Genomic DNA, 15,903 nt, shown 5'->3' on the forward strand with positions numbered 1-15,903 from the left:
AGCAGGCTATCAATATTCTCGGGTTTCTGCGGTGGTCCAGGCGGGCTTATCCTCAAAGCCCGTATCAAAAGCCGGTTGCCACCTGTCTCATGCCGAATCGCAGGCTATCCGAAGAGGCGCTCGGCGTTCATGAGCCGTTAATCGTAAACGTGGCATTTGGGTATTCCGCAGGGGTTGGGCTCTAATCTCGACGGAGACAGAATGAAAAAGCTAGTCATGTCCACGCTCATCGTCGCTATGGCGGCAACCAGCGTCCTTGCGGTGACAGGCGCTGCGTCAGCACAAGAATGGCGCCGGCGGCCGCACTACGACTATCCGCCACCGCCACCGCCGCGCAGGCGCCACCATCATGACAATGGCGCAGCTATTGCGGGCGGTTTGGCTGCCGGAGTGATCGGCGGCCTCATTGGCGGAGCGATCGTCAACAACAGCGGGCCGCGTTACATCGATCCACCGGCGCCACCTCCCCCACGCTGCTGGTTCGAGGATCATCGAGTGCGCAACGCCTACGATGGCGGTTGGCACATGGAGAGCATCCGCGTCTGCCGATAGACAGCCTGCAAGTCACGGAAAAAGGCCGGACGAAACTCGCACCGACCTTCTCCGATTGTCTCCCGGAAGGCATCGTGACGGTGAGCCCGATGCCGTTTACCGAGACCAAGTATCGACACTGGACGCATAACGAAAGCTTCGGCAGGGTCATGTGTGCCTTGACGGGTGTCGTCAACGAGCTCCGGTTTAGTCATCGGCAACGACACTTCACGAACAGCCCCGGCCTCTCGCGCGCCTCGCCGCACAGGCCTCCCTCGGCCGCATGGTGGAGAACGTGGAGCGTGATCAGTCCGTAACGCCACTCCTGATGTTCCATTTCGCGCCTTAGAACCCGCTCTCGAAAATCGCTGTCGGGAACCGAGGGTAGAGATATCGAGTTAGACAGACCTGGAACGCGCTAACGCGATGCGATGGGTGTGAAATTCAACCACGGGAGAATTCCAATGATCAGTCAAACCGATCGTGACCCGCGCCACCACACGCAGAAGATGCGGCAACGCTTGCAGGAAATCATGGATCACCTGCGCGAGGACATCGAGAAGGTTGACGAGCCGCAGCTGAAAGCCATGTTCGAAACCGCCGCAGAGGTGCTTGGTGGCCTGAAGAAGGCATTCAGCGACTACGAACAGAAGAACGAGAAGGCGTGGCGCTGAAGACAGCACGAGCACGCCTTGCCGCCCGGCGTTCCAGCCGGCATGAACTTCTTAACGGCCCAAGTGTGACCGGCATCCAGATCTCTTTCCCCCTCATCGCGAGCCCTCGAGCAAAGCCCTGGCAAAACCCGATTGGGCGACCTCGATCGTTCCTTCCGGCAGCTTGAGCACGCGGTCGACGGCAATGCCGTAGAGCCTGAAGCGGTCATCGAGCATCCGGACAGCCTCCTCGACGTTGCCCTGTCTGCTCAAAAGCAGGGCATTGTGCATCACGTCGCCGAGCGAAAGGCGAAACTGCAGAAGCATTTCTGCAAAGGCTCTCGGATCCGGCGCGTCGAAGACGCCTTCCTCGGTTCCCTGCCGCAGGATATCGGCCAAAAGCGGCGCGACGATGCGGGTGACGGCCTGATCGATCCGGTGGAACAAGACGATATTTTCCGGACGGAAAATGACGTCGAAGATTGCGCGCAGTTGCGGTGCCAGTTCGACCTTTAGACGCCGCGACCCGGCAAAGAGCGTGTTCAGCCGGCCCGCGGCATCGAGCGCAGGATCGTCGAGGATCGGTTGAAGTTCCTCCAGACTTTCGCGTGCGAGCCGGGCGGCGAAGGCCTCAAGCAGCGCCTCCTTCGAGGAATAATAATGATAGAAGGCACCCTTCGACACGCCCGCTTCACGGATGATGTCGTTGACAGTCGTATTGTCGTAGCCATGTGCAAAGAAAAGCCGCTGAGCACAATCCAGCAGTTCGCCGGAGCGGATTTCTGGTTGTTTTTTGACCCGCATCACTGCATTCATTCTTTCCTTGGGACGATTGTGATTGGCAGAAGATCGATGCGACGCGCACCGACCGCGCTTTTATTATTCCTTTATAGACCGACGGTCGGTCTAATGCTATATCGGACTTCGAAATGAGATCGATGTCGAGGCAGAAAAGCGTGAAACGGCTGCGTATGGTTCCCGTTGTTGCGGTTCTGGCTGCGGTCGCAGGTCTTGCTGCTTGGTATGTCTGGCGGCCCGTTCCGGTATCCGTGGTCACTCCCTCACGCGGGAATGCGGCCGAAATCGTCTACGCAAGCGGGGTCGTTGAACCTGTCACCTGGGCAAAGGTTACGCCGCTGGTGCGTGAGCGGATCGTCGAGCAGTGCAATTGCGAGGGTTCTTCCGTTAAGAAGGGCGACATTCTCGCCCGCCTCGACGACAGCGAGGCGAGAGCGGCGCTTGCCGAGCTCGAGGCGCGGCTTTCCCTGGCGGAGCAGGAGTTGCGGCGCTACAATCTGATGTTGGAGAAGAACACCGCCGCGCAGCAGTCGGTCGACCGGGCGAACAGCGAGGTCGACCAGTTGAAAGCTCTGGCGGTTGGCCAAAGGGCGCGGCTCGACAGCTATATCATTCGCGCGCCCATCGATGGTTTCGTGCTTCGTCAGGACGGTGAGGTCGGAGAAGTCGCCGATCTCGGAACAGCCCTCTTCTGGGTGGGGGAGCAAAAGCCCCTGCTCGTTGTTGCGGACGTCAATGAGGAAGACATCCCAAGGCTCCGGTTGGGGCAGAAGGCCCTGCTCAAATCCGACGCCTTCAGGGACAGGACTCTCGATGCGACCGTCAGCAACATCACGCCGAAGGGCGATCCGGTGACGAAGACCTATCGCGTGAAGCTGCGGCTGCCGGACGATACGCCGCTCATGATCGGCATGTCGACGGATGTGAACGTCATCGTCCGCGTGTCGGAAAATACGCTGCTGCTCCCCTCCGTTGCCGCCGAGGCAAACAAGGTCTTTACGATCGAGGAGGACAGGGCGCGGCTTCGAGAGATCAGAACCGGTATCCGCGGCCCGAACGGCATCGAGATACTGTCCGGGCTCGATGAAAAGGCACATGTGGTCTCGCCTTTTCCGCAGGATATCAAGGATGGTGCCCGCGTTGCGATAACCGGTGCTGCGAAGTGAGGTCAGGATGCGGCTGATCCTCGAAATCGCTTTTACCCATATTGCCGGGCGTGGCCGGCAGACACTCGTCGCGGTATTCGGCGTCGCCGTCGGCGTCGGCTTTTCCATTGCCATGGCCGCACTCATGCAGGGTGGCCAAGATGATTTCGTGGAACAGCTCATCAACACCATGCCACACATTGAGATCACCGACGAGCAGCGAACGGCTCGTCAGCAACCAGCCGAATCCGCGTTCGACACAGCGGAGATCTTCGGGCTCAGGCCGCGCGAAGACCGTCGCGGTATCATCAATCCGACAGCGGCACTTTCCTGGCTGGAGGCATGGGTTCCTGGCCGGCTGGCGCCGGACCTGAAGCTGCAGGGCGTCATTCGTTACTCCAGCCGCGAAGTCGGGGCATCGGTGATCGGCATCGAGCCGGCTGCCGAACGCGGCGTTTCGCCGATCATCGGCGATTTCGTCGAGGGAAGCTTCGCGGCTCTTTCGGCAGGCGGCAACAATATCGTCATCGGCGATACGATGGCCAACCGTCTGGGTGCCGGACTGAGCGATACGATTACAGCCGTTTCCTCCGAAGGGCTCACCCGCAATTTCAAGATTGTCGGCCTCTTCCATACCGGCACGACAGCCCGTGATGAGGGCGAGGCCTACGTGTTGCTCAAGAATGCGCAGATCCTGAGCGCCCGCGCAAATGCGATCAACGAGATCCGCATCAAGCTCGCCAATCCCGACGTTGCGCCTGCAGCCGCACGACGGATCGAGGCGGAGCTCGGCTACAAGGCAGAGGCCTGGCAGGAGGCCAATGAATCGCTCCTCGAAGCACTCGTGATCCGCAATGTCATCATGTACACCGTGGTTGCGGCGATCATGCTGGTCGCGGGCTTCGGCATCTTCAACATCATCTCGACGATCACCCACGAAAAGGCGCGCGATATTGCCATCATGAAGTCTTTGGGCTTCGGAGAGGTCGATATGCGGCGCCTGTTCCTGCTCGAAGGTGTCGCGATCGGGGCTGCGGGGTCGGCGCTCGGTTGGCTGCTTGGCTTTACGCTTGTCTACGCCCTGTCGCTGGTACGCTTCGAGCTTGCCGCGACCGGGCAGGAAATGACGCATCTGCCGATTGCGTGGAGTATCCTACATTATCTGATAGCCTCGGGCTTCGCGCTAGGTTCGGCGGCATTTGCCGGCTATCTTCCCGCCCGGCGCGCGGCGCGTCTCAACCCCGTCGATATCATACGGGGTGCCACATGAGTGTGCTGATCGAGGCGACGAACCTGACGCGCATCCTCAGGGAGACCGTTCCCGTTACGCTGGTCCGGGATATTTCCCTGAGCGTCGGCGAGCAGGAATTCGTCGCGATCACCGGGCCGTCCGGTTCCGGCAAATCGTCATTGCTCTATTTGCTGGGGCTGCTCGACGAGCCCACGAGCGGCACGCTTTCGATCGGCGGCAGGGACACGGCGCCGATGGACGAGCAGGAGCGTGCCGAGACCCGCCTCTCCATGCTGGGTTTCGTCTTCCAGTTCCATTTCCTGCTGCCGGAATTCACGGCTCGCGAGAACGTCGAAATCCCGATGCGCAAGCTCGGACGGCTGAACCGGTCCGCCATGCGCAGGCGAGGCGAGGAACTCCTGACGTCGCTCGGCCTGGCCGATCATATGGACAAGAGACCGGATCAGCTCTCGGGCGGGCAGCGTCAGCGGGTTGCCGTCGCCCGCTCGCTTGCAAACGACCCGCCGATCGTGCTCGCCGACGAACCGACCGGAAGCCTCGACAGCCAGAATTCCGAGCAGGTCTTCTCGATCCTTGAGGCGCTCGTGCGCGAACGCGGCAAGACCGTCGTCGCCGTCACCCATGATCTCGACATGGCTGCTCGTATGGATCGGCGCGTCCATCTCATGGACGGCAAGATTGAGGATGGCGCACCGGCAAGCGCCGAATAGTTTGTCGAGCTATTTTCAGCGGATGCTTAACTGTTCTTTCCTGCAATCTTTGCTTGGGGCTGATTGAGGAGTATTATCTAAAGTTAAGATAAGACTGCGAGCGGGATGCGGGCGGAAAACTGCATCCCTTTCCTCATCCCGCTCCATTAAGGGCGAGAAAGCCCACGCTTTCGGGAGGAAGAGATGAAACGCGGAATCCGGGTGAGGGAACAAACGTCGCGTCGCAAATTCCTAAGCAGCGCTGCCATGGCCGGTGCGGCGATGATCGCGGCACCAAACGTCGTCAAGGCGCAGGGGCCGGTCAACATGCGCTGGCAGAGCACTTGGCCCTCCAAGGATATTTTTCACGAATTCGCTCTCGATTTCGCCAAGAAGGTCAACGACATGACCGGTGGGGACCTCAAGATCGAGGTGCTGCCCGCGGGCGCCGTGGTGCCGGCATTCGGTCTGCTCGATGCGGTCTCTCAAGGAACGCTCGACGGCGGTCACGGCGTGCTCGTCTACCATTATGGAAAGCAAACCGCGCTGGCGCTGTGGGGCTCCGGCCCCGGGTTCGCGATGGATGCCAACATGCTGCTCGCATGGCACAAATATGGTGGCGGCAAGGAACTGCTTGCCAAGCTTTACGAGTCGATCGGCGCAAATGTCGTTTCGTTTCCTTATGGGCCGATGCCGACGCAACCGCTCGGCTGGTTCAAGAAGCCGGTCGCCAAGGCCGAGGATATCCAGGGCCTGAAGTTCCGCACCGTCGGCATTTCCATCGACGTGTTCACCGGTCTCGGTGCAGCGGTCAATGCGCTGCCGGGTGGCGAGATCGTTGCGGCATTGGATCGTGGCCTGCTTGATGCTGCCGAGTTCAACAATGCCTCGTCCGATCGGGTGCTCGGCTTCCCGGACGTCTCGAAGATCTGCATGCTGCAGAGCTATCACCAGAATGCCGAGCAGTTCGAGATCCTGTTCAACAAGGCCAAGTATGATGGTCTGCCGGACCAGATGAAGGCGATCATCACCAATGCGGTCGAGGCGGCGTCCCAGGACATGGCCTGGAAGGCGATCGACCGCTATTCGAAAGACTACGTCGAGATGCAGACAACCGATCAGGTGAAGTTCTACAAGACGCCCGAGGCGATCCTCAAAAGGCAGCTTGAGGTTTACGACGAAGTCGTGAAGAAGAAGGCCGGTGAAAACCCGCTGTTCAAGGAAATCCTTGAATCCCAGCTCGCCTTTGCGGAGCGGGCAACGAGATGGGAGCAGGACACTGTCGTCGGCCGGCGCCTGGTCTTTGACCACTACTTCGGAAAGGATGGCGTAGCGAAGGAACTCTGACGCGTGAATTCGGGCATCGGCGGGCAGAAGACCCGGTGATGCTTGCGGCGAAGATAGGCGCTTCCGGAGGCACGCGTGAACGTTCAACATTTTCTGCTCAGGGTGGATGCAATCAGCGTGTGGGTTGGAAAGGCTTCGGCCTGGCTCATCATCGGCCTGATGACGCTCGTTTGCGTCGAGGTCTTCAAGCGCTACATCATGAACATGCCGACGGCGTGGATATTCGACGCCAGCAACATGTTCTACGGCACGCTCTTCATGCTCGCTGGAGCCTATGCGCTGGCGCAGAATGCCCATGTGCGCGGCGATTTTCTCTACAGCTCGCTAAAGCCGCGGACCCAGGCCGCGCTCGATCTCGTCCTTTACATCCTCTTCTTCCTGCCCGGCGTCGCCGCTCTCGTTTATGCGGGTTACGACTACGCCGCACTTTCCTGGCGGATCGGCGAGCATTCGACCGTGACGGCGGAAGGGCCGCCGATCTATTACTTCAAGACCGTCATTCCGGTGGCGGGTGCGCTCGTCATGCTGCAAGGTCTTGCCGAGATCGCGCGCTGCATCGTCTGCCTGAGGAGCGGAGAATGGCCGGCCCGGCTCAAGGATGTGGAGGAAATCGATGTTGTTGCCGAGCAGCTTGCGCAGAGTGAACACGTAGACGCGGAGACGCGCCAGGCTGCGATCGAGCGCGCCCAGGGCATTGACCGGGCGGCGCGGCAACGGGGGCTCGGGGGAGATATCGAGACATGAGCGATCCGTTCCTCGGGCTGATGATGCTGATGCTCATCGTGATCGTCATCATGATGGGGTTCCCGACGGCTTTCACGCTGATGGGCCTCGGAATGCTCTTCGGCTTCTATGCCTTCTATAATCCGGCCGAGCATTGGATCGACAATCGCGTCTTCGACCTGATGGTCCAGCGCACCTACGGCGCAATGACCAATGACGTGCTGATCTCCATCCCACTCTTCGTGCTCATGGGCTATGTGATGGAGCGCGGCGCGCTGGTCGACAAGATGTTCTACAGTATCCAGCTTTCGTTCCGGCGGGTGCCTGCGTCGCTTGCGGTGGCGACACTCATCGTCTGCACCTTCTGGGGGATTGCGAGCGGCCTCGTCGGCGCCGTTGTCGTGCTGATGGGGGTGATCGCCATGAACCCGATGCTGCGGGCCGGTTACGACGTGAAACTCGCGTCCGGCGTCATTACCGCCGGCGGCACACTGGGCATTCTGATCCCGCCCTCGGTGATGATCATCGTCTATGCGGCGGTCGCGGGGCAATCCGTGGTCAAGCTCTATGCAGCCGCGATGTTTCCCGGCTTCTTCCTCTCGTTCCTCTATCTGGCCTATATTCTGGGCTGGGCGACGATCAATCCGAAGATCGCGCCGTCCCTGCCCGAGGAGCAGACGCGGGTTCCGGTTGCAGGCTGGATGCGCAGTCTTCAGGCGGCCTACTCGCAAAACATGCTTGTTGGACTTCTGCGCGCATTGGCGTCGCCGTCGACGGCGATGACGATGGAGACGGACGAGGGACGGCTTACCTACTGGAAGCTCCTCAAGAACTTCGGCGCAGCGCTCGTGCCCTTTTCCTTGACGGCGTTCATGTTGCTGCTGGTGTGGTGGTACGTCGTCATCTATCCGCGGGCGTCCTCTGAGGCGGAAGCCCCGGAAGGGCTGGAGCAACTCGGCGCGCCTACTGCGGATGCGGGGCAGGCGGTGGCCAATGGCCCGACGACGAGCTTTTACGTGTCGTTCGCGCTCGTCGCCGCAATCGCTGCAGCGGTCCTTGTCCGCTACTATCGCAACATGGGTGCTGAGCGGCTTCAGGTCGTGAAACTTCTGGTTTCCTCCGTCATGCCGCTTGCGATTCTCACCGTCGTCGTGCTCGCCGTCATTCTGTTCGGGATCACGACTGCGACGGAGTCGGCCGCAGTCGGCGCGGCTGGCGCCTTCCTGCTGGCGTTCCAGGCGCGAACGCTCAACTGGAAGCGCACCAAGGAAGCGGTGTTCCTGACGGCGAAGACGACGGCGATGGTGTGCTGGCTCTTTGTCGGCTCGGCGCTCTTCTCCGCCGTTTTCGCCATTCTCGGCGGCCAGGCGCTGATCGAAGAATGGGTGCTGGCGCTTAGTCTGACGCCGGTGCAGTTCATGATCCTGTCTCAGGCAATCATCTTCATTCTCGGCTGGCCGCTTGAATGGACGGAGATCATCATCATCTTCGTGCCGATCTTTCTGCCGATGCTGCGGCATTTCGATATCGACCCGATCCTTTGGGGCGTCCTCGTCTTCGTCAATCTGCAGGCAGCGTTCCTGTCGCCACCGGTGGCGATGTCGGCTTATTATCTCAAGGGCGTCTCACCGCCGCACGTCACCCTCAACCAGATCTTTGCGGGCATGATGCCCTACATGCTGATCGTTATCCTCTGCATGGTCATCATGTATATTTGGCCGGGCATGATCCTCTGGCTTCCGAACTATCTGTACGGCTAAAAGAAATTGGCCCGCCGCTCGGCAGCAGCGGGCTTTTGCGATATCAGGCTCCGCGTCTGCGCTTAAGCGTGAGCTTGGGGATGGTGAACATCCCAGACTGCCCATAGCGATACGGCGGCGATGAGCACTCCCATAACGACGGCCGTCCACATCGCGCTCGCATTGGCCGCAAAACCGAGCAGCCAGGGAGACACGACCATCCAGAGGCCGAGCACCAGATTTGCCCATTCCTCCCATTCGGCGAATACCGAAAGCGCTGCGACCGCCAGCGCGCCGAGGATAACGGCGGCGATCCACGCGTTCCAGCTCGGCATGGTTTCAGCTGAAAAGCCGATGACCCACGGCGAGATGAACAAGCATACCGCCAGGACCAGATTGGCCCAATCCTGACTCTTCTTTCCTTCCATCCAAGTGATTGCCATGACAACCTCCACTATGAGGCTCCACCAGCCCCATCTCGCGTGAACCTCACGCTTAAGTATATAAGTAATTTCTCAAATACTTAGTTCAAGAGGTCGCGCGGAACGCTCCAGCCATGAGTCAGAATTACGGCCACATAAACAGATCGTTTCAAACGAACGGGATTTGCGTCGCCGGCAGGTTCTGCAGCGCAGGCGAGCTTGCATTTTCTTTCACGCATTTCAGATTCAAAAAGAGGCATTGACGGAGGTGGTCATGACGGATGATCGCAAGGCAACACTGGTGCACATATCGGGAAGGGTGCAGGGCGTCAGCTTCCGCATCTGGACGAAGGCCCAGGCACAGGGGCTCGGCTTGACCGGTTGGGTGCGCAACGAGTACGACGGCACTGTGACCGCTTTGATCTCCGGGCCGGATGCGGCGATCGGAGAGATGTTAAGGCAGTTTTGGAACGGCCCGATCGGCGCGTCGGTTTCCAGCGTCATGACAGAGCCGGCTTCTCCGGACGAGGCGCCATCGGACTTCCGGATTACACACTGACGCTGGGCTGGCTCCGGACGGGCACGTTGCCATCGCCGGATGTTGATGCCGGTTCACCCAGACTGCCGTTATCGCGTGGCGCACCTCCTGCGCCACGCCGATGGATAGCATACTGAGCCAGATGCCGGTGGGGAACCGGCTAGTGCGTTGCCGAATGCTGCTTGGCAATCGTGAGAATATAGTCATCAGCGATATCGGCGATCGCCATGGCGATCTCCGCTGGTGAAAACTCAACCAGCCTCTCGCTGAAAATGATCTGGTGAACGGCTTCTTCGATCTTCTGCCGGCAGGCAAAAAGACGATCGGCATGATTGACCTGTATAAAAGGTAACTCCATGGCACTCATAGCTCCGATCTTTTGGCGGCAGTCATTGCACGCCTTGTAGCTGGACATTAACGATACAGTGCTTGCTATGTGTCGACGCATCGGTTGGCGATGACGAAACCGTCAAAATAACTTCATCCAATTGCCTCGACTGAGCAGCAGGATAAGCTGATGCAACGGCTGGTCGCGCGTCGGCCCTTGGCCGCAACGCTCCAAAGATTGACGCTGGAAACATAGTTGCAAAAGCCGAGTTCGTGCGTGAAATCGGCGTGACACAATCTTAAATAGCATGCAGTGTTGTTGCGCGTAGAAATAAAGCCATCTTGAGACCTGCCGCGCGATTATCTCGGCAGCCCGATATCGGGACTGAAACAGGTAACACTTGCAGCAAAAAACATAACAAAGATCTGTGAAGGAAAAGCAAGAACATCGTTCAAAATAAATTCGCCTTTAGTTGCATTTTCCCCGAAATGCACCATGATGCACTTCACATGCGCCATGAGGGGCACCATGAAGGCCAAATCACCAAATGCCATTGATGTATATGTGGGTGGCCGCGTCCGGCTCCGGCGCAAGGTTCTTGGCTTGAGCCAAGGTAGTCTAGCGAAAGCCTTGGGTATTACGTTTCAGCAGATACAAAAATACGAGAAAGGCGCGAACCGTATAGGCGCCAGCAGACTCCAGCGGATAGCGGAGATTCTTCGAGTCCCCGTCGGTTTCTTTTTCGAGAACGATGCGGCCGCGTCGGCCGATGTCGACGCAAGGCGGGAGACGAATGAGGTCGCGCTGTTCATAACGTCGAAGGAAGGTCTGGCGCTCAGCAAGGCATTCCTTGCGATCGAGGACGCTAACATCCGTCAAAAATTGCTTGCCCTTACCAGAAGCCTTGGCGCTGCAAACGTGGTCGAGAACGATGGCGACGGTTCCAATCAGGTAGAAACCACGTGAGGATAGTCTGTGCTGTATCTGCAGACATTTGGTGATCTGCGACTGACTGACGCGGATGGCAATTCTATTCGATACCCGGCCAAGGGCCTGGTGATGGTCGCCTATTTGTTCAGTCGCAAGACCCGTGAGCTAAGCCGTCACGAGGTGGCGGAGTTTCTGTGGACCGAAGCAGAGACCGAGCTGTCGGGGCTTAACCTGCGTAAGCTGATTTCACGCATTCGCCAGATAGACGAGAGCACGAACGAGCCGCTACTTCATATCGCGGCCAGTTCGATCCGGCTCCGCACGGAGGCCGTTGCCGTCGATCTCCAGGCTCTCGATAGCGCCAAGCCTCCGTTGGAACAATTGAGGGCGATCAGCGGGCTGCTTCAGCGGGATTTTATGGGAAGCGTAAAGCCTGCAACCAGATCGATCGACAGCTGGATTACGGGAGAGCGCCGGAACCATCGATTGAAGCTACGGGAAGCGCTCTTCGGCGCCTTGCCGCATGCTCAAAGCAACGACGACTTCCGGGCGATATCCGGCGCCGGCCTTTATCTCCTTGAGAACGACCCGGACGATGAAGAAATCAGGGAAATGCTTCGCCGGCTACCTGGAGCCAGTTTGGCTGACGGGGACAGGAGTGAAAGGTTAAGCGGGCCAAAGATCCACGCTCTGCCATTGAGCGAGCAAGACAGGCTTGTTCGCTTGGAGCCTGGCAAATCTTCGCCTTCGGTCCTTCCTCGAGTTGTGCTGCTTCCGCCAATCCCGCAGGGGCATGTCGCCGGGCTCGCCATTGCCAACGCCTTGATCGAAGACGTCACCATCGAGCTTTGCGCGCTTCGCAACATTTCCATCGTCGCACCGCACACGGCCGAGCAGATTCGCCGCGATTCCGACAAAGCCCAGGTCGTTGCCCGGCATTCGATCTCCTATCTCCTTGAAACGCGGCTTTCGGTTGAAGGCCTTTATGCCCAGCTTATCTATTTTCCCACCGACGAGGTCATCTGGGCAACGCGCTTTACGATGACATCGGATGCCTTGCCGACGCAAAGGCGGCTCATCGCGCAGCGGCTGACCTTTTCGCTGGTGCAAGAGCTGGCGAAGAACGAGCAGGCCAGATTGAACATTGAGGCCGATCCGCAGGCATACCATTCCTATCTCGTCGGCGCGAGCTTGGTGGGCAAGCTGACGTTGCCTCATATCCGCAGGGCACGCACGGCGTTCAAGGAGGCCCTTCGGCACAATCCCAACTTCTCGCCCGCATTTGCTGCTCTTGCCCGCACTTATACGAGTGAGTGGCTCGTGACCGCGCAGGGGAACGAGGAACTGCTGCGTCTGGCGGAAACGAATGCGGTCAAGGCCATAGAGGGGGATTCGGAATTCGCCGGCGGACATCGAGAATTGGGCGTCGCCAAGCTTTATCTCGGTGACGTTGACCACAGCGTTTCCGCCCTCAGCTTGGCGGAGGAATTGAGCCCCCATTTTGCCGACGTCATATACAGCCACGCTGACACGCTCGTGCACGCGTCGCGCCCTGGTGAGGCATTGTCGAAAATAACGAGAGCGATCTCGCTCAATCCTATATCGCCCGATGCCTACTTTTGGTGCGCAGCGGGAGCGAGTTACTTCCTCGAGCAATATGAAGACGCAATCGGTTATGTGGAGCTGATGAAAGACAAAGCGCCGGCTCACCGGATTGCTGCGGCAAGCTGTGCGATGATGGGTGACCGAAAGCGAGCGCAGTTTTACCGACAGCGTGCAGCAATGCTGAATCCTGTGTTTGACGTGGAGAAATGGCTCTCTGTCGTTCCTTTCAAGGAACAGTGGCAGAAGGACCTTTATCGTGAAGGCCTTTTGAAAGCTGGATTTTAGAAATAAACCTAAGGAGAAAAATTCATGGAAATGACTGAAAAAGCTGTCGTTTTTGCTGTTACGGGAGAAGCGGATCTCTGGATTGCCGATCTCGACAACGGCACGGTAAAGCGGCTCGGCGCGCCGACCGGCGAATTGGCGCAAGTTGCCGATCTGCGGAAGAATGGCGGAACCTTCGTCAAAAAGGTGGATTTTGCCATCGCCGTTTCGTCGGCGGCGGCAGTCTTTTCCGGTCACGTCGACGGTTGAGATGCTACCCTGACAGCTTTTCAAGCCGTTTCATATTCCGATCGGGCCATCTCGCCGTCGGAGACGCTCACTCGCGTCGAGCCGTTTCTGGCTGATTTCGGCATTACCCGTGTCGCACGTCACACGGGTCTCGATCGCATCGGAATACCGGTCTGGTGTGCCTATACGCCCAATGCGCGCTCGATCGTCGTCGCTCAAGGCAAGGGCCTGAGCGACGACGATGCGAAGGTGTCGGCCGTCATGGAGGCCTTCGAACGGGCCGTTGCCGGCAATCCTTCCGTCGATACTGTCCAAACAAGCGCGCGTCGCCTTCGTGAATCCGGCTACAGATTCGAGAAGCTGAACTGCCTCATCGGTCTCCACCAGAACGATATCGGCGACGACGAAGAGATCGAGTGGGCGCTTGGCAGGGATCTCCTGTCAGGTAGGGGGACCTATGTCCCGTTCGAGGCCGCGGTCCTCGACCGGACACGCGATTGCCGCTTCTGGATGTCTTCCGATGGCTTGGCGTCCGGAAACACGCTCAAGGAGGCAATGCTACATGGCATTCTCGAGCGCATCGAACGGGACGCCTATGTCCTCTGGCAGATCGGCAATGACAAAGACCGCTATTTGCGCTGCATCGATCCACGCGGTTTCCAGGATCCTGCGCTGGATCAATTGATCGAAAAGATCGAAACGGCCGGGCTGGTACTTCGGCTTTTTGACATGACGAGCGATATCGCCATTCCATGCTTCACCGCAATTTTGGGGCCCCATGGTGTCCGTGACGACGCAAATGTGCGGTTTGTCGAAGTGACCGCCGGAAGCGGGGCTCACCCATCGCCCGTTCGGGCAGCCATACGGGCTCTAACAGAAGCGGCTCAATCCCGATTGACCTATATCAGCGGTGCACGGGACGACATATCGCCCGAGACGTTTCTTAAACCTCTCCCATTGCAGACGCGCCGTGCCTTCCAGGCCGTTCCGGCGACGCCGGCAACGATCGCGCCGACGCAGCCGCAATCTCTGTCTCAACATCTCGACCACACGCTGAATGCCTTGCGGGAAAGGCAGATAAATGAAGTCATTGTCCTGGCGCTCAGCGACCCTGCGCTTCCCTTCAGCGTCGCGAAAATCTTCATCCCCGCCCTTGAAAATCCGGACGGTGGCGGCCGCGCACGCCGCTTTGGAAACCGGGCAGTTTCAAAGGCAATCATGTCATGAAGATCGTCTTCGTCGGTCCGAGCCTTCCAGACGCCGCATCCTTCGCTGGAGATGGGGTCCTCATCTGCCCCCCGGCAGTTCAGGGCGATGTTCTTGCGGCCGTGCGTCGTGGTGCCGGCGTCATTGGAATAATTGATGGCGGCTTCGAGTATACGGCGCCGGTATGGCATAAGGAGATACTTTCTGCGCTTTCACAGAACGTGGCCGTGCTGGGTGCGGCCAGTATGGGAGCACTGCGCGCTGCGGAATGCCAAGTCTTTGGAATGATTGGCAGCGGCCGTATCTTCCATGAATACGAAAGCGGCGCGACTGTCGATGATGCCGATGTCGCTCTGCTGCACGGCCCCATGGAATACGGATACAAGCCTTTGACCGTGCCGCTCGTCAATGTCAGGGCAAGCCTCGATAAACTTGAAAACCAGAAGCAGCTTGCGCATGATCTGCGGGTGAGGCTCGAGGACAGCGCAGCTCGAATCTTCTTCAAGGAACGGACATGGCAATCGCTGGTCGCCCATTGTGATGCAGTCAGCCCGCAGGAGCGGCGGGATCTCATTTCACTGCTTGTCTCAAATGCTGTCGATCAAAAACGAATGGACGCTCTGGCTCTTCTCGAAGCCGTTCGCGCGACGAGCAACGCCGATATGCATCGAGAGAATTCCTGGCAGATGAACGAGACATTTGTTTCGCTAGTTTAAGAGGACACAGCATCAAATCAATTCAGGCACTAGTTGTGTCACGCGCTTTTCACGGGCTCTTTGCAGCTGTCCCCAATATGTTCGCCTTGGAATGGAGACCGAGATGAGCACCACCTCTGCAAGCAAACCTGCCGGCTTTAGCCACAGCGCAAGATCCGTTGATGAATTGGATGAGCTTATCGGGCTCGCCCGAATGATCACGTACGCAAAATCCGCGGCACAAGATATCGAGCTCGTCAGTGCGACGCATTGGCTCGAGCTTGCACTGAAGGCAATCGCTCACGAGATCGGGGATGCTGCGGACACAGGATTGCTCGATCTGACACTGTCCACGGACGCAATAAATCTGCGAAAGCACTAAAGCTGACCTCCTTACAGATCGGCAAGAATTCGCTTGCTGGATGACAAAGTCTTTCCGATCGGAAATGATTTCACGTGCTGGGCCGGCGGCCTGGCCGCTGCGACAATTTTCATCATCCGGCGTAACCGCCTGGGCGAGATAGGCTTCTCCTCTGCCGCTTCGTGCGGCGAAGATGGGGTTGCGATGGAAGAAGCGTCCGAAACGGGCGATGATGTCATGAAGCCGGCGGGAGTTCGCCGGACTTGGCGGGTCGAGCGAGGCATTGAAATGCCACCGACCGCATCTGGTCCTGAAGGTCCTCAGATACCACACTACATCTTTGGGAGTAGTTGTCTCAATTCAAACGATCCCCATATGCTCCTTCGACCTTATACGTTGGGGCATATGACCAGAAAACGGTAGGGTTA

The 15,903-nt window shown here is 58.6% G+C and carries 18 protein-coding genes; 15 read left to right on the forward strand and 3 right to left on the reverse strand.

All coding sequences use genetic code 11. The features are described 5' to 3' along the window. Window positions 1–201 precede the first annotated feature (201 nt). Both ACZ9BX_RS25370 and ACZ9BX_RS25375 read left to right on the forward strand, forming a co-directional pair. Window positions 202–552: a hypothetical protein gene (locus tag ACZ9BX_RS25370; RefSeq protein ID WP_476220843.1), complete on the forward strand. Its 351-nt coding sequence runs from the start codon at window positions 202–204 to the stop codon at window positions 550–552. Between the two features lie 443 nt (window positions 553–995). Continuing rightward, complete coding sequence (locus ACZ9BX_RS25375) at window positions 996–1,205, forward strand: hypothetical protein (RefSeq protein ID WP_476220845.1); 210 nt, start codon at window positions 996–998, stop codon at window positions 1,203–1,205. A gap of 93 nt (window positions 1,206–1,298) precedes the next feature. Here ACZ9BX_RS25375 and ACZ9BX_RS25380 read toward each other — a convergent pair whose 3' ends face one another. Then, window positions 1,299–2,000 (reverse strand): TetR/AcrR family transcriptional regulator, encoded by a 702-nt coding sequence (locus ACZ9BX_RS25380; RefSeq protein WP_476220847.1) that lies wholly within the window; start codon window positions 1,998–2,000, stop codon window positions 1,299–1,301. 113 nt (window positions 2,001–2,113) lie between these two features. On the opposite strand from ACZ9BX_RS25380, the gene ACZ9BX_RS25385 reads away from it, so the two are divergent. From ACZ9BX_RS25385 to ACZ9BX_RS25410, 6 genes are all read left to right on the forward strand, one after another. After that, a complete protein-coding gene (locus ACZ9BX_RS25385; protein WP_476220848.1) occupies window positions 2,114–3,148 on the forward strand; it encodes an efflux RND transporter periplasmic adaptor subunit in 1,035 nt (344 codons plus the stop codon). 7 nt (window positions 3,149–3,155) lie between these two features. Continuing rightward, on the forward strand, window positions 3,156–4,397 hold the full coding sequence (locus ACZ9BX_RS25390) for an ABC transporter permease (protein ID WP_476220850.1): 1,242 nt from the start codon (window positions 3,156–3,158) through the stop codon (window positions 4,395–4,397). Next, complete coding sequence (locus tag ACZ9BX_RS25395) at window positions 4,394–5,089, forward strand: ABC transporter ATP-binding protein (RefSeq protein WP_476220851.1); 696 nt, start codon at window positions 4,394–4,396, stop codon at window positions 5,087–5,089. The genes ACZ9BX_RS25390 and ACZ9BX_RS25395 overlap by 4 nt, the downstream gene beginning before the upstream one ends. A gap of 183 nt (window positions 5,090–5,272) precedes the next feature. Continuing rightward, window positions 5,273–6,415 carry a TRAP transporter substrate-binding protein gene (locus tag ACZ9BX_RS25400; protein ID WP_476220853.1) on the forward strand — a complete coding sequence of 381 codons (1,143 nt, stop codon included), beginning with the start codon at window positions 5,273–5,275 and terminating at the stop codon, window positions 6,413–6,415. 75 nt (window positions 6,416–6,490) lie between these two features. Further along, window positions 6,491–7,159 carry a TRAP transporter small permease subunit gene (locus ACZ9BX_RS25405; protein WP_476220854.1) on the forward strand — a complete coding sequence of 223 codons (669 nt, stop codon included), beginning with the start codon at window positions 6,491–6,493 and terminating at the stop codon, window positions 7,157–7,159. Beyond that, complete coding sequence (locus tag ACZ9BX_RS25410; RefSeq protein WP_476220856.1) at window positions 7,156–8,898, forward strand: TRAP transporter large permease; 1,743 nt, start codon at window positions 7,156–7,158, stop codon at window positions 8,896–8,898. Before ACZ9BX_RS25405 ends, ACZ9BX_RS25410 begins: the two co-directional genes overlap by 4 nt. Window positions 8,899–8,960: 62 nt before the next feature. On the opposite strand, the gene ACZ9BX_RS25415 is transcribed toward ACZ9BX_RS25410, so the two are convergent. Further along, the gene (locus ACZ9BX_RS25415; RefSeq protein ID WP_476220857.1) at window positions 8,961–9,320 is read right to left on the reverse strand and encodes an SPW repeat protein; all 360 of its coding nucleotides are present in this window, start codon (window positions 9,318–9,320) and stop codon (window positions 8,961–8,963) included. Window positions 9,321–9,573: 253 nt separating this feature from the next. On the opposite strand from ACZ9BX_RS25415, the gene ACZ9BX_RS25420 reads away from it, so the two are divergent. Further along, a complete protein-coding gene (locus ACZ9BX_RS25420; protein ID WP_027511393.1) occupies window positions 9,574–9,858 on the forward strand; it encodes an acylphosphatase in 285 nt (94 codons plus the stop codon). Between the two features lie 139 nt (window positions 9,859–9,997). Here the strand turns inward: ACZ9BX_RS25420 and ACZ9BX_RS25425 are convergent, their stop codons facing one another. After that, window positions 9,998–10,252 carry a hypothetical protein gene (locus tag ACZ9BX_RS25425; RefSeq protein WP_476220859.1) on the reverse strand — a complete coding sequence of 85 codons (255 nt, stop codon included), beginning with the start codon at window positions 10,250–10,252 and terminating at the stop codon, window positions 9,998–10,000. 441 nt (window positions 10,253–10,693) lie between these two features. On the opposite strand from ACZ9BX_RS25425, the gene ACZ9BX_RS25430 reads away from it, so the two are divergent. The 6 genes from ACZ9BX_RS25430 to ACZ9BX_RS25455 all read left to right on the forward strand — a co-directional run bounded on the left by ACZ9BX_RS25430 (window position 10,694) and on the right by ACZ9BX_RS25455 (window position 15,496). Next, window positions 10,694–11,131, forward strand: a complete 438-nt coding sequence (locus ACZ9BX_RS25430) for a helix-turn-helix domain-containing protein (protein WP_476220861.1) — start codon at window positions 10,694–10,696, stop codon at window positions 11,129–11,131. Window positions 11,132–11,140: 9 nt separating this feature from the next. Then, the gene (locus tag ACZ9BX_RS25435) at window positions 11,141–12,985 is read left to right on the forward strand and encodes a peptide antibiotic resistance protein (RefSeq protein WP_476220862.1); all 1,845 of its coding nucleotides are present in this window, start codon (window positions 11,141–11,143) and stop codon (window positions 12,983–12,985) included. Window positions 12,986–13,009: 24 nt separating this feature from the next. Further along, a complete protein-coding gene (locus tag ACZ9BX_RS25440; protein WP_425299007.1) occupies window positions 13,010–13,234 on the forward strand; it encodes a hypothetical protein in 225 nt (74 codons plus the stop codon). Between the two features lie 48 nt (window positions 13,235–13,282). Beyond that, window positions 13,283–14,440 carry a YcaO-like family protein gene (locus tag ACZ9BX_RS25445; protein WP_476223037.1) on the forward strand — a complete coding sequence of 386 codons (1,158 nt, stop codon included), beginning with the start codon at window positions 13,283–13,285 and terminating at the stop codon, window positions 14,438–14,440. Then, entirely contained in the window at window positions 14,437–15,135 is a 699-nt protein-coding gene (locus ACZ9BX_RS25450; RefSeq protein ID WP_476220864.1) for a TfuA-like protein, read from the forward strand. The genes ACZ9BX_RS25445 and ACZ9BX_RS25450 overlap by 4 nt, the downstream gene beginning before the upstream one ends. Window positions 15,136–15,238: 103 nt before the next feature. After that, entirely contained in the window at window positions 15,239–15,496 is a 258-nt protein-coding gene (locus ACZ9BX_RS25455; RefSeq protein ID WP_207917121.1) for a hypothetical protein, read from the forward strand. The last annotated feature ends 407 nt before the right edge of the window (window positions 15,497–15,903 follow it).

Source organism: Rhizobium sp. USDA 3886 (assembly GCF_056279785.1).

What these genes read in the sequence shown, in the direction of transcription:
- ACZ9BX_RS25415 (WP_476220857.1), bottom strand. Translation starts at nt 9,320, where the DNA reads ATGGCAATCACTTGGATGGAAGGAAAGAAGAGTCAGGATTGGGCCAAT.
- ACZ9BX_RS25420 (WP_027511393.1), top strand. Translation starts at nt 9,574, where the DNA reads ATGACGGATGATCGCAAGGCAACACTGGTGCACATATCGGGAAGGGTG.
- ACZ9BX_RS25430 (WP_476220861.1), top strand. Translation starts at nt 10,694, where the DNA reads ATGAAGGCCAAATCACCAAATGCCATTGATGTATATGTGGGTGGCCGC.
- ACZ9BX_RS25440 (WP_425299007.1), top strand. Translation starts at nt 13,010, where the DNA reads ATGGAAATGACTGAAAAAGCTGTCGTTTTTGCTGTTACGGGAGAAGCG.
- ACZ9BX_RS25425 (WP_476220859.1), bottom strand. Translation starts at nt 10,252, where the DNA reads ATGTCCAGCTACAAGGCGTGCAATGACTGCCGCCAAAAGATCGGAGCT.
- ACZ9BX_RS25450 (WP_476220864.1), top strand. Translation starts at nt 14,437, where the DNA reads ATGAAGATCGTCTTCGTCGGTCCGAGCCTTCCAGACGCCGCATCCTTC.
- ACZ9BX_RS25380 (WP_476220847.1), bottom strand. Translation starts at nt 2,000, where the DNA reads ATGAATGCAGTGATGCGGGTCAAAAAACAACCAGAAATCCGCTCCGGC.
- ACZ9BX_RS25370 (WP_476220843.1), top strand. Translation starts at nt 202, where the DNA reads ATGAAAAAGCTAGTCATGTCCACGCTCATCGTCGCTATGGCGGCAACC.
- ACZ9BX_RS25390 (WP_476220850.1), top strand. Translation starts at nt 3,156, where the DNA reads ATGCGGCTGATCCTCGAAATCGCTTTTACCCATATTGCCGGGCGTGGC.
- ACZ9BX_RS25385 (WP_476220848.1), top strand. Translation starts at nt 2,114, where the DNA reads ATGAGATCGATGTCGAGGCAGAAAAGCGTGAAACGGCTGCGTATGGTT.
- ACZ9BX_RS25410 (WP_476220856.1), top strand. Translation starts at nt 7,156, where the DNA reads ATGAGCGATCCGTTCCTCGGGCTGATGATGCTGATGCTCATCGTGATC.
- ACZ9BX_RS25400 (WP_476220853.1), top strand. Translation starts at nt 5,273, where the DNA reads ATGAAACGCGGAATCCGGGTGAGGGAACAAACGTCGCGTCGCAAATTC.
- ACZ9BX_RS25395 (WP_476220851.1), top strand. Translation starts at nt 4,394, where the DNA reads ATGAGTGTGCTGATCGAGGCGACGAACCTGACGCGCATCCTCAGGGAG.
- ACZ9BX_RS25455 (WP_207917121.1), top strand. Translation starts at nt 15,239, where the DNA reads ATGAGCACCACCTCTGCAAGCAAACCTGCCGGCTTTAGCCACAGCGCA.
- ACZ9BX_RS25375 (WP_476220845.1), top strand. Translation starts at nt 996, where the DNA reads ATGATCAGTCAAACCGATCGTGACCCGCGCCACCACACGCAGAAGATG.